This window comes from Jujubicoccus corallicola (assembly GCF_047345645.1).
Classification (GTDB): domain Bacteria; phylum Pseudomonadota; class Alphaproteobacteria; order Rhodobacterales; family Rhodobacteraceae; genus JBLEFH01.
The window spans coordinates 1-15,121 of record NZ_JBLEFH010000005.1; the positions used below are offsets into that span (position 1 = coordinate 1).

Consider the following 15,121-nt stretch of genomic DNA (forward strand, 5'->3'; position numbering starts at 1 on the left):
AATGTCGCAGGGGGCATCATTTTACATCAAAAAATAAGAATATGTCGGCGCGAACACCGCTATTCCCTTCAAATCGCAGGCTTGTTACTCTTCACATAAATAACATGAACATGTATTGGATATGAGGAATACGATGGAACGGCAAGCAATGTCGCAAGGAATCTCGCATCATGAGCGATCAGATATCCAGGAAAACGCAGAACAACGCGCCACCGCCACCTTCCAACAAAATACCCGCCCAAAAACTTGGGCGGGTTAGTATGCCGCATCTCTTGTGCGACTCTGCATCGACGGGTTTCGTCATCCTTGCACGGATGAGCTCTGTATGACGCTAAAGCCGGGTCCCGGCCCGTGGCGGCAGCGCGTATAACGCGAGCCGCCCTTTTCGTCTCCACCGCCCAAAATCGGGCGATGGTCATTTGTTGTGTGCGAAAATGGACAGCTATTGTTCCAAAATGGTCAATTTATGCGTCCATTCACACCGAACTCGTCGCGCGCGGATCAGCTACAGCCGCTGGTCGCGCCGCATGTGTTGCACTTCATGCAGGTGCCGTTGCGCACCAGGGTGAAGTTGCCGCATTCGCCGCAGGGATCGCCCTCATAGCCCTGCATTTTCGCCTTGGCGCGCTCGTCCATCACCGCCGTGGCCGGGGCTTTGAGACCGGGCGCAGCGGCTTCGGCCATGCCGGTCGCTGCGGTCGTCGGGGACGGGACCGTGGCGCCAAAGCCCGAGAGATCCTGCGGCAGGCGCTTACGCAGATAGCCGGTGGAGGAAATCTCGCGGATCATGTCGAGCGCGCTGTTTTGCTGCTCGTCATCCTGCAATTTGCCTTCCGTCTCACCCGCGCCAAGCTCGGCAAAGGCCGCGCCTTGCGGTTTGACATGCGCCAGATCCGTACGGTCGAGATAGCTCACCGCCAGTTCGCGGAAGATGTAATCGAGGATCGAGGTCGCGTTCTTGATGCTGTCATTGCCCTGCACCATCCCGGCCGGTTCGAACCGGGTGAAGGTGAAGGCCTCGACGAACTCTTCAAGCGGCACGCCGTATTGCAGACCCACGGAGACAGCGATGGCGAAGTTGTTCATCATCGCGCGGAAAGCGGCGCCCTCTTTGTGCATGTCGATGAAGATCTCGCCGAGCGAGCCGTCATTATACTCGCCCGTCCGCAGATAGACCTTATGCCCGCCGACGATCGCTTTCTGGGTGTAGCCCTTGCGGCGCTCCGGCAGTTTCTCGCGGCCTTTGCGAATCTCGCGGATGACGATCTTCTCGGCCAGCGCTTCGGCGCGGGCGGTCGGCGTCGCTTCGAGCAGCTCTTCCGCCTCGTCCTCATCCTCGATCAGCGCGGAGGAGAGCGGCTGGCTCAGTTTCGAGCCGTCGCGGTAGAGCGCATTCGCCTTCACCCCGAGGGACCAGCTGAGCTCATAGGCCGCCTTACAGTCCTCGACGCTGGCGTCATTCGGCATGTTGATCGTCTTGGAGATCGCGCCCGAAATGAAGCTCTGCGCCGCCGCCATCATGGTGATGTGGCTCTCGACCGAGAGATAGCGCTTGCCGATCTTCCCGCAGGGATTGGCGCAATCGAACACCTTGTAATGCTCAGGCTTGAGGCCCGGCGCGCCTTCGAGGGTCATGGTCCCGCAGACATGGTTGTTCGCCTCTTCGATCTGCTGGCGGGTGAAACCCAGATGTTGCAGCAGGTTGAAGGACGGGTCGGTCAGCTTCTCGGCAGGAATGCCAAGGGTGCCGGTGCAGAACTCTTCGCCAAGGGTCCACTGGTTGAACACGAAGCGGATGTCGAAGGCCGTGTCGAGCTTGCTCTCGATCTTGTCGATCTCTTCGGGGCCGAAGCCTTGGGCCGCAAGGGTTGTGTGGTTGATGCCCGGCGCATTGCCCATGGTGCCGTGACCGACCGCATAGCCGATGATCTGCTCGATCTCGCTCTTGCCGTAACCGAGGTTCTCCAGCGCCTGCGGCACGGAGCGGTTGATGATTTTGAAATAGCCGCCACCGGCGAGTTTCTTGAACTTCACCAGCGCGAAGTCCGGCTCGATCCCGGTGGTGTCGCAATCCATGACAAGGCCGATGGTGCCGGTCGGCGCGATCACGGAGACCTGCGCATTGCGGTAGCCATGCTTTTCGCCAAGGGCGAGCGCGTCGTCCCACACCTTATGGGCGAGGTTGATCAGGCTGCCATCGGGGCAGTTGTCGTGATCGAGCGGCACCGGCGGCACGGCGAGCCCTTCATAGCCCGCCTCTTCGCCGAAAGCGGCGCGACGGTGGTTGCGCATGACGCGCAGCATGTGATCGGCGTTTTTCGCATAGCCGGGGAACGGCCCCTGCTCTTTCGCCATCTGCGCCGAGGTCTCGTAAGACGCGCCGGTCAGGATCGCCGTCAGCGCACCGCAGATCGCCCGGCCTTCGTCGCTGTCATAGCCATAGCCCATATTCATCAGAAGGCCGCCGATATTGGCGTAGCCGAGGCCGAGGGTGCGGAACTTATAGCTCAGCTCGGCAATCTTCTGGCTCGGGAACTGCGCCATCAGCACGGAGATTTCCAGCGTCACCGTCCAGAGGCGGGTCGCGTGGATATAGGCTTCCGCGTCGAATTTGCGGTCCTTGTAGAATTGCAGAAGGTTCAGCGAGGCAAGGTTACAAGCCGTGTCGTCGAGGAACATATATTCCGAACACGGGTTGGAGCCGCGGATCTCGCCATCTTCGGGGCAGGTGTGCCAGCTGTTGATCGTGTCGTGGAACTGGATGCCCGGATCGGCGCAAGCCCATGCGGCGTGACCGATCTGGTCCCACAGCTCGCGCGCCTTGACGGTTTTCGAGACTTTGCCATCGGTGCGGCGGATCAGCTCCCAATCGGCATCATCCTTCACCGCTTGCAGGAAGCTGTCGGTCACGCGGACGGAGTTGTTCGAGTTCTGGCCCGACACGGTGCTGTAGGCCTCAGAGTCCCAATCGGTGTCATAGGTTGGGAACTCGATGGAGGTGTAGCCCTGATTGGCATATTGCAGCACGCGGTTGATATAGGTCTCCGGCACCTGATGGCGCTTGGCCGACCGGATCGCGTCTTTCAGCGCTGCGTTTTTCTTCGGATCAATCGCGTCCTCTGCCTTGCCGTCCCATTTGGCGACGGCGGCGAAGAGGCCGTTCAGTTCCTGCTCGTGGATCTTGGAGCCCGCGACGAGGGACGCAACCTTCTGCTCCTCGCGCACCTTCCAGTTGATGAACTGCTCGATATCCGGGTGATCCATATCGCAGATCACCATTTTCGCGGCGCGGCGGGTCGTGCCGCCGGATTTGATCGCGCCCGCGGCCCGGTCGCCAATCTTCAGGAAGGACATCAGACCGGACGAACGCCCGCCACCGGCCAGCGGCTCATTGCCACCCCGGAGCGAGGAGAAGTTCGTGCCCGTGCCCGAGCCGTATTTAAACAAACGCGCCTCGCGGACCCAGAGATCCATGATCCCGCCTTCATTCACCAGATCGTCGGAGATCGACTGGATGAAGCAAGCATGGGGCTGCGGATGCTCATAGGCGGATTTGGAGCGGGTCAGCTTGCCGCTCTCGAAATCCACATAGAAATGCCCCTGCCCCGGCCCGTCGATGCCGTAAGCCCAGTGCAGACCCGTGTTGAACCATTGCGGGGAATTCGGCGCCGCCATCTGTTTGGCGAGCATGTAGCGCATTTCGTCGAAATAGGCGCGCGCATCGGCTTCCGTGGAGAAGTAACCGCCTTTCCAGCCCCAATAGGTCCAGGCCCCGGCCAGACGATCAAAGACATGGCGGGCGTCGGTCTCGCCACCGTAGCGCTGGTCTTCGGGAAGTTTCTTCAGCGCCGCCTCATCAGGCACCGAGCGCCAGAGAAACTCCGGCACACCTTTTTCCTCTACCTTCTTCAGCGCCCGCGCGACGCCCGCCTTGCGGAAATATTTTTGGGCCAGCACATCGGCGGCCACCTGGCTCCATGCGTTCGGAACCTCGAACTCTTTCAGAGCAAAAACGACGGAGCCGTCGGGGTTGCGAATCTCCGAGCTGGTCTTGCGGAATTCGATCTCGCTATAGGCATCGGCCTTCGCCTTGGTAAAACGGCGTTCAATTTTCATGGGTCCCCCGGTCCTTCATAAGACAGCCCTCCGGCCGCGCTCCTCGTTACAAACAGGCGAGCGCCTCGCCCGCTTGTCTTTGCCCTAAATCCTTGTCACTGCTCGCTTTTTAAGCTTTGTTGCTCTTTGCGCGTAACCTACTACATATAGTGGTCGGTCGCAGTGTGGACACAATCTGGCGTAGCCAAACGCGTGTTGCAACAAATTTATTATACTTCGATGTTGTGATTTGGTCTTGAAAATTTGTTATCCCTGAGTCTCGCCCGGCAGGTGATCGGGGGTCAGGTTTCACCCGTTAACTCTATCACCCTTGAAGGCTTGAGCAAAAGCGCAATGATGCAGGTGCGAAAGATTCGAATTTACCGCTTCTTAACCCGCGATGCGACTTCACGACACAGCTTGGCGAGGATGTGCGGAAACCGGCATGGCCGCAGCATCGCGGCCCGATTCCTGTTGCTAGGGCGTTATATTATCCAGTAACTTTTCATGAATATTTGTCAGAGGGAGTGTGTGATGATTGGAAAATGTTCGGCGCTGGTGGCGCTTGGTCTGGTGCTGGCGGCGTGCTCGAGCCCCGAAGCCTATGAGACGGAGCCGGTTGTGGTGAACACCGCCGCAGGCCCCGTGACCTGCCAGCTTTACACCCGCACGCTCCACAGTTGGGACCGCTCCATCGACCGCCCTGAGTCGATGGATGTGGACACCGCCGATGCGATCTGCCGCAAGGAAGGCCGCGAGCGCGGGTAAGTCCTGATGTCATCGTGAAAGCCGCCGGTTCTCCCGGCGGCTTTTTCATGCGCGTCAGGCCGGTGCCGCATTCTGCGCGCTGGTCCGGTTCAGCAAGATCAGCGCGATCAACACCACCGCGCCCGCCGCCTCGACCGGGAAGCTCGGCCAGAAGATCGCAACGATGGCGGGCAGCATCGCAAGGCGCTGCCAAACCGGGATCCGCGCGAAGAGGAAGCCTTCGAGACAGGCCGCGAAACTTGCCAGCGCCAGAATGGCAATGGCGCCGTTCCAGATCACGATATGCAGCGGCCCGCCGGCGATGATCGGCTCGTTATAGACCATGAAAAGCGGGATGAGATAGAGACCCTTGGCGTATTTCCACGCCTGCACGCTCGTCTCCATGGGCTTCGCGCCCGCCACCGCCGCCCCGGCAAATCCGGCGAGCGCCACGGGCGGGGTCACATTGCTGTCCTGCGAATACCAGAAGACGACGAGATGGGAGATCAGCAGCGGGATGCCGAACTCTTCCGTCAGCGCTGGGCCGACGAGGATGATGAGCACGATATAGGCCGCTGTGACCGGGAGGCCGAGGCCAAGCACAAGACTCGCGATCATCACGAGGATCAGCGCCATCAGCAGGTTGCCGCCGGAGAAGGCCAGCATCATCGCGGAGAATTTGAGGCCAAGCCCGGTTAGGCCCACCACGCCAACGATGATGCCCGCGACCGCACAGGCCATGGAGACCGCGACGGCATTGCGCGCACCAAGCTCCAGCGCGGCGAGCATCTGCCCGAGCCCCCGGCGGCACATGGCGATAAAGCCCGAGCTGCCGGAGCCGGAGCGCATCCAATCCCACAGCCCGCGCAGCGCCGCGACCACGACGACCAGCACGATCGCGTAGAACCCGACCCGCATGGGCGAGTAGCCCGCGACCAGCAGCCAGACCAGCGCCACCAATGGCAGCACGAAATGCCAGCCCTCGCGCATGACCTCGCGGACCTTGGGCAGCTCGTCCCCGGTCATGCCGGTCATGCCCTGTTTGACGGCGGCGATATGGACGAGCAGATAGACGACGCCGAAATAGAGGATCGCCGGGAAAATCGAGACCATGACGATGTCGATATAGGGCATCCGGGTGAACTCGCTCATCAGGAACGCGCCCGCGCCCATGAGCGGCGGCATGATCTGCCCGCCCGTGGAGGCGGCGGCCTCAATGCCGCCCGCCTGCGCCGGACGGTAACCGAGTTTCTTCATCAGCGGGATAGTGAAGGCCCCGGTGGTCACCACATTGGCGATGGCCGAGCCAGAGATCGACCCCATCCCGGCACTCGCGATCACCGCCGCTTTCGCCGGGCCGCCGCGTTGGCGACCCGTCGCGGCATAGGCCAGATCAATGAAGAACTTGCCCGCGCCGGTCACTTCAAGAAACGCGCCGAAGAGGACGAAAATAAAGATATAAGTTGCCGCAACGCCAAGGGCGAGACCGTAGATCCCTTCCGCCCCGAGGGTCATCTGGCTCGCCAGCCGGTCCATATCATAGCCGCGGTGATTGAGGATGCCGGGCATATAATCGGCGAGGAACGGCAGGCTCCCGCGTGAGCCGGAGAAGGCGTAGACAATAAAGAACACCCCGATCAGCGTCATCCCGAGGCCAACGGCACGGCGGGCGGCTTCCAGCACGATCAGCGTGGTGATGATGCCGACATTGATGTCGATCTGGCGCGGGATGATCTGGTTGGCGATGGTGTCGATATTCATCGGCAGCCACGCCCCCACAAGGATCGCGCCGAGGATCAGCGGCCCGTCGATCAGCCAGCCGATGAGCCCGCGCGGTTTGCCCCGCCCGGTGACGGGGTAGATCAGAAAACAGAGCGCAAGGATAAAACCGAGATGGATCGGGCGCTGATAGAACAGCCCCAGCGGTTTGATCCCGGCGGCGTAAAGCTGGAAGAACGACAGCGCGATGGCGACGCCGGAAATCAGCAGCAGGATCGCTTTCGGCTGCGCCGGATCGGGCGCGCCGGGACTGGTCAGCTCGGTCTGATCCGGCAGGTCGGTCTGGAGGGCGTCGTCTTGGGTCATGTCAGTCTGTCTCCAGCGCGAGGGTCACGGGGCGATGCTCAGAGGCCGCCGTGAGGGAAAGGGTCACACCCTCCGCGGCGATCCGGTGATCGACGGCGGGGCGTCCGGGCCGCAGCACATAGGCGTTGCCGGGCACAGGCTCGTCGATCTCTTCGATCCAGTAGCCGCCCTGCCCGTCCGAGACCTGCCGCCCGCGCCCCGGAATATGATCGAGCCCGGCGGCGAAATCCGGCAGACGCGCGCGGGTCAGCACCATGGCACCGCCTTGGTTTTCATAGCAATCCTCCACCTCGAAACCCTGCACGGAATGGCGCCAGAGGATGCACCAGCCCGCGCCTTCGGGCATGTCGATCGCGGCGAGCCGCTGCCCGTCATCGAGCGTCACGGTCAGCGCATCGGCGGCCACCGAAGATGCAAAAAGGAGGGCGAGCGCGCCGCCCCCCAGAACGCTGCGCATCAACGCTTACTCGCGCAGATCATCGGGGATCTCGGCCCCGGCTTCCTCGAAATAGCGGATCGCACCGGGATGGAGCGGCACCGGGGTCGCGCTCATGGTGAACTCGACCGTGGTTTCATTCGCCGCCGGGTGGACCGCCTGCATATCCGCCACATTGTCGAACATCGCCTTGGTCACATTATAGGCGACCTCTTCGGGCATTTCGGAGGAGACGGCGAGAACATTCGGGATCCCGATGGTCTGCACATCCTCGGCGATGCCTTCATAGGTGCCGGACGCAATGGTGGTTTCCGCGTAAATCCCGTTCGCCTCAATGGCGTTGGCCCGCTCCTCATCGGTGAGCGAGAGCATCTTCACGTCATTGGTGGTCGCAAGGTTCATGATCGACGAAGTCGGCGCGCCGACGGACCAGAAGCCCGCGTCGATATCACCATTGGCGAGCGCGTCGGCGGTTTCGTTGAAGTTGAGGCGCTGCACTTCGAAATCATCATAAGTGACGCCATTGGCCTCCAGCACGGTCTGCACATTGACCTCGGTGCCCGAGCCCGGTGCGCCGACGGAGACGCGCTTGCCCGCGAGATCGGCGAGCGAGGCGATATCGCTATCGGCTGGCACGACCAGTTGCAGGTTGTTCGCGTAAACCGACGCAATCGCGCGGATCATCGGCAGTTGCTGGCCCTCGAACGGTCCGCTGCCCGCAAAGCTCGCCTCCACCGTATCGGCGAGACCGAAGGCGATATCCGCATCGCCGGTCGCAATCAGGCCCATATTCTCGACCGACGCACCCGTGACTTCCGCCGTGGCTTGATAGCCCTCGACATTGTTGTTGATGACCTCGGCAATCGCGCCGCCCATCGGGTAATAGACGCCGCCCGTGCCGCCCGTCGCGATGGACAGCTGCTCTTGCGCAAAAGCGGGGGCGCCAACCGCAACGAGACCGGTGGCGACAATCATTTTCATCAGTTTCATACATTCCTCCCAGAATCTTATGACCCGAGCCTAGCGGATCATTCGGCAAAAACAATGCCCGCATTTTGGGCGCTTAGCGCCGCGCGGCCCGGAGCGCCGCCACGCCGCTCTGCGCCCGGCGAATAGCGGTTATGCGCAAATACCCCTAGGCCAGGTGGACCCCGCCGACTATCTGACAAAGCGTTAGGGAGGAAACCCAGTAACTGGATCAACGAGGTTTCCATGTCGTATCAAAGCACTATCGTCTCGCTCGACGAGACCATCACCAAGGCCGTCGATGCCTTCGCCGCCGATAAAGGCTTCGGCTTCAACGCTTACGCGCTCAAAATGGAGCGGATCGGGGAGCTGCGCCGCCTGTTCAGCAAGACCGACGCCCAACTGGCCGAGCTGTCCCTGACCCGCGACGCGATCACCGGTCACGTCTTTTCGGACATCGCCGCGTAACATCGCCCCCACCCGGATTTTTTGAACGCCCCCAAGCCTCGGGGGCGTTTTTGCGTTTGGCGGTTAGAAACCCTCTTGACCTGTGAATTGGAACGTTCCAATCTCTCATTAACGAACATAAGGGAGGATTCGATGCCGACACTCGGATGGGGCCTGATCGGGGCCAGCAACATCGCATCGCAATATATGATCGACGCCATCCGGGGCGCAGGCGGCGAGGTCCGCTCGGTGCTGAGTTCCGATAGCGAGCGCGGCGCGGAGTATGCGAAAAATCACGGCATCCCCGGCTCGACCACGGATCTCGACGCCATGCTCGCCGATGACAGCATCGACGTGGTTTATATCAGCACGACCAACGAGAAACATTTCGCGCAAGCCATGGCGGCGATCGCGGCGGGCAAGCATGTTGTTTGTGAGAAGCCGCTCGCCATGACCGCAAAGGACGCGGCGGAGATGGTGCGCAAGGCGGAGGCGGCGGGCGTGACCTTCGCCACCAATCATCACCTTCGCAATGCCGGTTCCCATCAGGCGATCCGCGATCTGATTGCCTCGGGCAAGATCGGCGAGGTGCTGAGTTTCAAGATTCACCACGCCGTCCATCTGCCGGAAAATCTCCGCGGCTGGCGGATCAACAATCCCGAAGCGGGCGGCGGTGTGATCGCGGACATTGTGGTCCATGACGCGGATACCGTGCGCTTCCATCTCGGCGAAGACCCGGTGGAGGTGGTCGCAATGAAAACCAGCGGCGGCATGGGCGAAGGCGTCGAGGACAGCAATATGTCGATCTGGTCCATGCCCTCGGGCGTGATGGTCTCGACACATGAGAGCTTCACCCATCCTTTCGCCAAAACCGGGATCGAGGTGAACGGCACCAAGGGCGTGATCCGCGCGACCAATGTGATGACGCAGGAACCGGCGGGCACGGTGATCCTCACTACTGAGACCGGCGACGAGGAAATCGACTTTCTCGACCATGATCTCTACGGCTTCGCGATGCAAAAATTCACCGACGCGGTGAATGGCACGGGCCGCCCGGCGGCGGATGGGGTGGACGGCGTGAAATCCCTCGCCGTCGCCGAAGCGGTGATGGAAGCGGCCACCAGCGGCCAGCGCACCCGCGTCGATTATCAGGGGTTCTCATGAGCAAGGTCGTCTCTTTCGCCGATGCCGCGTCGCGGATTGAGGATGGCGCGGTCGTCTCCGTCTCCTCCTCCTCGGGCCTCGGTTGCCCCGATGCGATGCTCCGCGCCATTGGCGAGCGGTTCGATGCGGAGGGCCATCCGCGGGATCTCACGACCCTGCACCCGATTGCCGCGGGCGATATGTATGGGATCAAGGGCGTCGATCACATTGCCAAGGATGGGCTTTTGAGCTGCATCATCGCGGGCTCCTACCCTTCCGGGCCGTCCTCCCTGCCGATGCCAGAGATCTGGAAGATGCTGACGGAAAACCGGCTCCGCGCCTATAATGTGCCCTCGGGCATTCTCTTTGACATGCACCGCGATGTGGCGGCGAACCGGCCCGGCGTGCTGACCCGTGTGGGGCTCGACACCTTCGTCGATCCGATCCGCGAGGGCTGCGCGATGAATGACGCCGCTGCCGCGCATCCCATCGTCAGCCGTGTGGAATTTGACGGGCAGGACTGGCTCCACTTCCCCAATATCGTGCCGACTGTCGCCATCATCCGCGCGACCACCGCCGATGAGCATGGCAACCTCACCTATGAACATGAGGGCGCTTATCTCGGCGGTCTCGATCAGGCCATTGCCGTGCGCAACCATGGCGGGCTGGTGATCGCGCAGGTCAAGCGGGTGACGACGCGCGGCTCGCTCCGCCCCCATGATGTGCGCGTGCCGGGCCATCTTGTCGATCTCATCGTGATCGACCCGGACCAGAAACAGACCACCGAAACGCTCCATGACCCCGCGATCTCCGGCGAGATCGACCGGCCTTGGGAGAGCTTTTCGCTCGCCGATCATAATGTCGAGAAGATCATCGCCCGCCGCGCGGCGATGGAGCTTTCCGCCGGGCAAACCGCCAATCTTGGCTTCGGCATCTCCGCCATCGTGCCGCGGATTTTGCTTGAAGAGGGCCATCCGCGCGCCGTCACATGGGTGATCGAGCAAGGCGCGGTCGGCGGCGTCCCCCTGACCGGCTTCGCCTTCGGCTGCGGCTCCAATGCCGATGCGTTCATGCCCTCGCCGAGCCAGTTCACCTATTTTCAGGGGGCGGGGTTCGACATGTCCTTCCTCTCCTTCCTTGAGGTCGATGTGGAAGGGAACGTCAACGTCTCAAAACTCGGCAAGAAACCCTATCTTACCGCAGGGTGCGGCGGCTTTGTCGACATCACCGCCCATGCGAAAAAGATCGTGTTCTCCGGCTATTTCGAAGCGGGCGCGGATCTTGCGCTGACCGACACGGGCCTCACCGTCAAAACCCCTGGGAAATTCACCAAGATGGTGGACAAGGTGGAGCATGTAACCTTCTCGGGCAAACGCGCCATCGAGCAGGGTCAGGATGTGCTTTATGTCACCGAGCGCTGCGTGATCCGGCTGACCCCGGAGGGCCTCGTCGCTACCGAAATCATGCCCGGCATCGACCCGGAGCGCGATATCGTCGCCGCCGCCGGTGGACGTGTGCGGGTGGCAGAAAACGCGGCCACCATGCCGATGGCGCTGCTCGCGCAAGGACCGATGGGGCTGAAACTATGAGCGTGCATCTTAACCGCGACGACCGCCTCGCGATCCTCCATCTCGACAATCCCGGCAAGCTCAATGCTTTCACCGTGGAGATGCTGGACCAGCTCGCCGCCCATTGCGACGCCATCGACCGCGACCCCGATATTCTCGGCGTTCTGCTTACTTCCGAGGGCGAGCGGGCCTTCTGCGCCGGTGCCGACATCACCGCTTGGGGAAAGCTTTCCCCCGACGATTTCGCCCGGATCTGGGTGCGCCACGGCCACCGCGTATTCGACCGTCTCGCGCGGCTCTCGAAACCCACCATCGCCGTGCTGCAAGCCCATGCCTTCGGCGGCGGGCTGGAACTCGCCACGGCCTGCGATATTCGCGTCATGGCCCCGATGGCGACGCTGGCTTTGCCCGAAACGCAGGTCGGGATCGTGCCCGGCTGGTCCGGCACGCAGCGGCTCGCGCGGCTTTTGCCGGAGCCGGTCATCAAGGAAATGGCGCTTTTCGGGCGGCGGCTCGATGCGTCCCGCGCCTGGCATCTCGGCTTTGTCGCCGCCGTCGAGGACGAGCCGCTGGAGACCGCCCGCGAGATTGCCGCGAAACTCAGCGAGACGTCGCCGCGCGCAACGGAAACCGCGAAATATATGATCCATGCCGGGGTGGGCGAGGATCGCGCCGCCATGATCGACGCGCTCGCCAGTGGGATGATTGCGGCGACAGAGGACAAGGCCGAGGGCGTCGCCGCTTTCGCCGCCAAACGCAAACCGGAGTTCAAAGGATAAGCGATGAACGAATTCACAGTCATCACCACCGCCGAGGCGCGCTTGCCGGAGACCCGCACCGGGCGGCATTATATCGACGGCGCTTGGCAGGACAGCGCGGATGGCGAAACCTTCACCCGCGTCTCCCCGTCCCACGGCGTGACGGTCAGCGAGAACGCGCGCGGCGGAAAGGCGGAGGCGGAAGCGGCCATTGCGGCGTCGCGCACAGCGTTTGATGCGGGAGACTGGGCGTTTTCCTCCGGCAAATCCCGCGCCGAGTTGCTCCTCAAAGTCGCCGATCTCATCGACCGGGAGCGCGAACGCATCGCCATGATCGAAGTGCTGGAAAGCGGCAAGCCGATCTCTCAGGCCATGGGCGAGATCGAAGGCGCGGCGGATCTTTGGCGCTACGCCGCCGCCCTCGCCCGCACGCTCCATGGGGAGAGCCACAACAGCCTCGGGCCGGACATGCTCGGGCTGGTGCTGAAGGAGCCGATTGGCGTCGCCTCCATCATCACCCCGTGGAATTTCCCGTTTCTTATCATCAGCCAGAAACTGCCCTTCGCGCTCGCGGCGGGCTGCACGGCGGTGGTGAAACCCTCGGAAATGACGCCCTCGACCACGGTGATCCTCTTCGAACTTCTCGCAGAAGCGGGCCTGCCAGCCGGGGTCGCCAATCTGGTGCTTGGATATGGTGATCCCGTGGGCGAGACCTTCTCGACCCATCCGGAAGTCGACATGGTCACCTTCACCGGCTCCACCGGGGTTGGCAAACGGATCGTCGATGCGGCCTCTGGCACGCTCAAAAAAGTGTCGCTGGAGCTTGGCGGGAAGAACCCGCAGGTGATTTTCCCCGATGCCGATCTCGACGCCGCCGCCGATGCCATTGTCTTCGGCGTCTATTTCAACATGGGCGAATGCTGCAATTCCGGCAGCCGCATCATCGTGCATGAGGATGTGGTCGAGACGCTGACCGAGAAGGTCGTGGCGCTCTCGAAGAAAGTCCCCTTCGGCGATCCGCTCCACAATGACACCCTCGTCGGCGCGATCATTTCGGACGATCACCAGCAAAAGATCGACGGCTATGTGAAGGACGCCGTCGCAGCCGGCGCAACCCTCGCCCTTGGCGGCGCGCCGCTGGAGGAGGATGCGCTCAAGGGCCGGTATTACCAGCCCACCGTCGTCACCAACGTCCGCGCGGATATGCCGATTGCCCGCGAGGAGGTGTTCGGCCCGGTGCTTTCGGTGCTGACCTTCCAAGACTTTGACGAGGCTGTCACTCTTGCGAACAACGCCTCTTACGGCTTGTCGGCTGGGGTGTGGAGTGTTAGCGTTCACACATGTCTGGATTTCGCCCGCAAAGTTCGTGCGGGCACGGTCTGGACAAACACCTGGATGGACGGTTTTTCAGAGCTGCCCTTCGGAGGTGTCAAGGAAAGTGGGCAAGGCCGCGAGCTCGGCCGCTATGGCTTGGAGGAGTTCTTGGAAGTCAAAACCGTTCAGATGCGCATCGGACAGACGCGCAGCGAATGGGTGCCAAGCTGACCACAGACTAACTTACGCAATCAGGGAGGATTATTATGCGTATGTTCAAAACCATGACCGCCACGCTGGCGCTCGCCACCACGGCAAGCTTCGTGCAGGCGCAGGAAGTTGAGGTTCTGCACTGGTGGACCGCTGGCGGCGAGGCCGCGGCGCTCAACGTGCTGAAAGAGGATCTCGAAACGCAAGGCATCACCTGGCAGGATATGCCGGTCGCTGGCGGCGGCGGTGAGCAGGCGATGACCGTGCTGCGCGCCCGTGTGACCTCCGGCAATGCGCCGACCGCCGTGCAGATGCTCGGCTTCGACATCACAGACTGGGCCAGCGAAGGCGTTCTGGCCGATCTCAACGCGATTGCCGAAGAAGGCGGTTGGGGCGATGTGGTGCCCGAAGCGCTTCAGGCCTTCTCCAAATATGAAGATCAGTGGGTGGCCGCGCCGGTCAATGTCCACTCGGTCAACTGGGTCTGGGCCAACAAGGCGGTGCTGGAAGAGAACGGCATCACCCCGCCCGAGACATGGGAAGAGTTTGAATCCGCCCTCGCCACCCTTCAGGAAGCGGGCGTGACCCCGATCGCACAGGGCGGCCAGCCCTGGCAGGAAGCCACCGTGATGGACAGCCTCATCATGGGCGTCGGCGGGCCGGAGTTCTATCAGGCGACGATGATCGACCTCGATCCCGAAGCGCTTGGCTCCGAGCAGATGGTCGAGGCGTTCCGCCGTCTCGGGGTGATCCGCGACAATGTCGATGACAACTTCTCGGGCCGCGACTGGAACCTGGCCACCGCCATGGTCATCAATGGCGAAGCGGCGTTCCAGATCATGGGGGACTGGGCCAAGGGCGAATTCGTCAAGGCCGAGCTGACCCCGGATGAGGATTATCTCTGCTTCCGTATGCCCGGCACGCAGGATCAGGTGATCTTCAATGCCGACCAGTTTGCGATGTTCGATCAGGGCGGCGAAGTCTCGGAAGAGCAAGCAGCGCTCGCCAATGCGATCATGTCGCCGGAATTCCAGTCCGCGTTCAACGTGGTGAAAGGCTCCGTCCCGGCGCGCACCGATGTCAGCGACGAAGCGTTTGACGCTTGCGGCAAGAAAGGCATCGCCGATCTGCAAGCGGCCAATGAGAGCGGCAATGTGTTCGGCTCCATGGCGCATGGCTACGGCGCACCGGCTTCGGTGAAGAACGCTTACTATGACGCGGTCACGGCCTTCTTCAACAGCGATATGGACCCGGAAACCGCGGCCGAAGAGCTGGTGTCGGCCATCGAGATCGCCCAGTAATCTTCGCTCCATAAAAACGGCGCGGGCGGCGTGTCACATGCCGCCCCACCC

11 protein-coding genes are annotated in these 15,121 nt (G+C 62.1%); 7 read left to right on the forward strand and 4 right to left on the reverse strand.

Annotated elements, in window-relative coordinates; genetic code table 11:
• Positions 1-501: 501 nt before the first annotated feature.
• A complete protein-coding gene (locus ACMA5I_RS09415) occupies positions 502-4,116 on the reverse strand; it encodes a vitamin B12-dependent ribonucleotide reductase (protein WP_525886013.1) in 3,615 nt (1,204 codons plus the stop codon).
• 513 nt (positions 4,117-4,629) lie between these two features.
• Between ACMA5I_RS09415 and ACMA5I_RS09420 the strand changes: the two genes are divergently transcribed.
• Positions 4,630-4,863: a hypothetical protein gene (locus tag ACMA5I_RS09420; protein WP_525886014.1), complete on the forward strand. Its 234-nt coding sequence runs from the start codon at positions 4,630-4,632 to the stop codon at positions 4,861-4,863.
• 54 nt (positions 4,864-4,917) lie between these two features.
• On the opposite strand, the gene ACMA5I_RS09425 is transcribed toward ACMA5I_RS09420, so the two are convergent.
• The 3 genes from ACMA5I_RS09425 to ACMA5I_RS09435 are packed head-to-tail and all read right to left on the reverse strand — an operon-like array spanning position 4,918 to position 8,353.
• Entirely contained in the window at positions 4,918-6,927 is a 2,010-nt protein-coding gene (locus ACMA5I_RS09425) for a TRAP transporter permease (RefSeq protein ID WP_525886015.1), read from the reverse strand.
• Between the two features lies 1 nt (position 6,928).
• Complete coding sequence (locus tag ACMA5I_RS09430) at positions 6,929-7,384, reverse strand: DUF1850 domain-containing protein (RefSeq protein WP_525886016.1); 456 nt, start codon at positions 7,382-7,384, stop codon at positions 6,929-6,931.
• A 6-nt stretch (positions 7,385-7,390) separates the two neighbouring features.
• Complete coding sequence (locus ACMA5I_RS09435) at positions 7,391-8,353, reverse strand: TAXI family TRAP transporter solute-binding subunit (RefSeq protein ID WP_525886017.1); 963 nt, start codon at positions 8,351-8,353, stop codon at positions 7,391-7,393.
• A gap of 222 nt (positions 8,354-8,575) precedes the next feature.
• On the opposite strand from ACMA5I_RS09435, the gene ACMA5I_RS09440 reads away from it, so the two are divergent.
• The 6 genes from ACMA5I_RS09440 (at position 8,576) to ACMA5I_RS09465 (ending at position 15,070) form a co-directional block, all read left to right on the forward strand.
• A complete protein-coding gene (locus tag ACMA5I_RS09440) occupies positions 8,576-8,797 on the forward strand; it encodes a hypothetical protein (protein WP_525886018.1) in 222 nt (73 codons plus the stop codon).
• A 132-nt stretch (positions 8,798-8,929) separates the two neighbouring features.
• Positions 8,930-9,940, forward strand: a complete 1,011-nt coding sequence (locus ACMA5I_RS09445) for a Gfo/Idh/MocA family protein (protein ID WP_525886019.1) — start codon at positions 8,930-8,932, stop codon at positions 9,938-9,940.
• On the forward strand, positions 9,937-11,508 hold the full coding sequence (locus tag ACMA5I_RS09450) for an acyl CoA:acetate/3-ketoacid CoA transferase (RefSeq protein ID WP_525886020.1): 1,572 nt from the start codon (positions 9,937-9,939) through the stop codon (positions 11,506-11,508). The genes ACMA5I_RS09445 and ACMA5I_RS09450 overlap by 4 nt, the downstream gene beginning before the upstream one ends.
• Positions 11,505-12,266, forward strand: coding sequence for an enoyl-CoA hydratase/isomerase family protein (locus ACMA5I_RS09455; RefSeq protein WP_525886021.1), 762 nt, complete (start codon positions 11,505-11,507; stop codon positions 12,264-12,266). The genes ACMA5I_RS09450 and ACMA5I_RS09455 overlap by 4 nt, the downstream gene beginning before the upstream one ends.
• 3 nt (positions 12,267-12,269) lie before the next feature.
• On the forward strand, positions 12,270-13,790 hold the full coding sequence (locus tag ACMA5I_RS09460) for an aldehyde dehydrogenase family protein (RefSeq protein ID WP_525886022.1): 1,521 nt from the start codon (positions 12,270-12,272) through the stop codon (positions 13,788-13,790).
• 35 nt (positions 13,791-13,825) lie between these two features.
• The gene (locus ACMA5I_RS09465; protein WP_525886023.1) at positions 13,826-15,070 is read left to right on the forward strand and encodes an ABC transporter substrate-binding protein; all 1,245 of its coding nucleotides are present in this window, start codon (positions 13,826-13,828) and stop codon (positions 15,068-15,070) included.
• Positions 15,071-15,121: the final 51 nt, after the last annotated feature.

Excerpts from the sequence above, each read along its gene's own strand:
- ACMA5I_RS09430 (WP_525886016.1), bottom strand. The coding sequence starts at position 7,384 with ATGCGCAGCGTTCTGGGGGGCGGCGCGCTCGCCCTCCTTTTTGCATCT.
- ACMA5I_RS09440 (WP_525886018.1), top strand. The coding sequence starts at position 8,576 with ATGTCGTATCAAAGCACTATCGTCTCGCTCGACGAGACCATCACCAAG.
- ACMA5I_RS09465 (WP_525886023.1), top strand. The coding sequence starts at position 13,826 with ATGCGTATGTTCAAAACCATGACCGCCACGCTGGCGCTCGCCACCACG.
- ACMA5I_RS09420 (WP_525886014.1), top strand. The coding sequence starts at position 4,630 with ATGATTGGAAAATGTTCGGCGCTGGTGGCGCTTGGTCTGGTGCTGGCG.
- ACMA5I_RS09435 (WP_525886017.1), bottom strand. The coding sequence starts at position 8,353 with ATGAAACTGATGAAAATGATTGTCGCCACCGGTCTCGTTGCGGTTGGC.
- ACMA5I_RS09460 (WP_525886022.1), top strand. The coding sequence starts at position 12,270 with ATGAACGAATTCACAGTCATCACCACCGCCGAGGCGCGCTTGCCGGAG.
- ACMA5I_RS09450 (WP_525886020.1), top strand. The coding sequence starts at position 9,937 with ATGAGCAAGGTCGTCTCTTTCGCCGATGCCGCGTCGCGGATTGAGGAT.
- ACMA5I_RS09425 (WP_525886015.1), bottom strand. The coding sequence starts at position 6,927 with ATGACCCAAGACGACGCCCTCCAGACCGACCTGCCGGATCAGACCGAG.
- ACMA5I_RS09415 (WP_525886013.1), bottom strand. The coding sequence starts at position 4,116 with ATGAAAATTGAACGCCGTTTTACCAAGGCGAAGGCCGATGCCTATAGC.
- ACMA5I_RS09445 (WP_525886019.1), top strand. The coding sequence starts at position 8,930 with ATGCCGACACTCGGATGGGGCCTGATCGGGGCCAGCAACATCGCATCG.
- ACMA5I_RS09455 (WP_525886021.1), top strand. The coding sequence starts at position 11,505 with ATGAGCGTGCATCTTAACCGCGACGACCGCCTCGCGATCCTCCATCTC.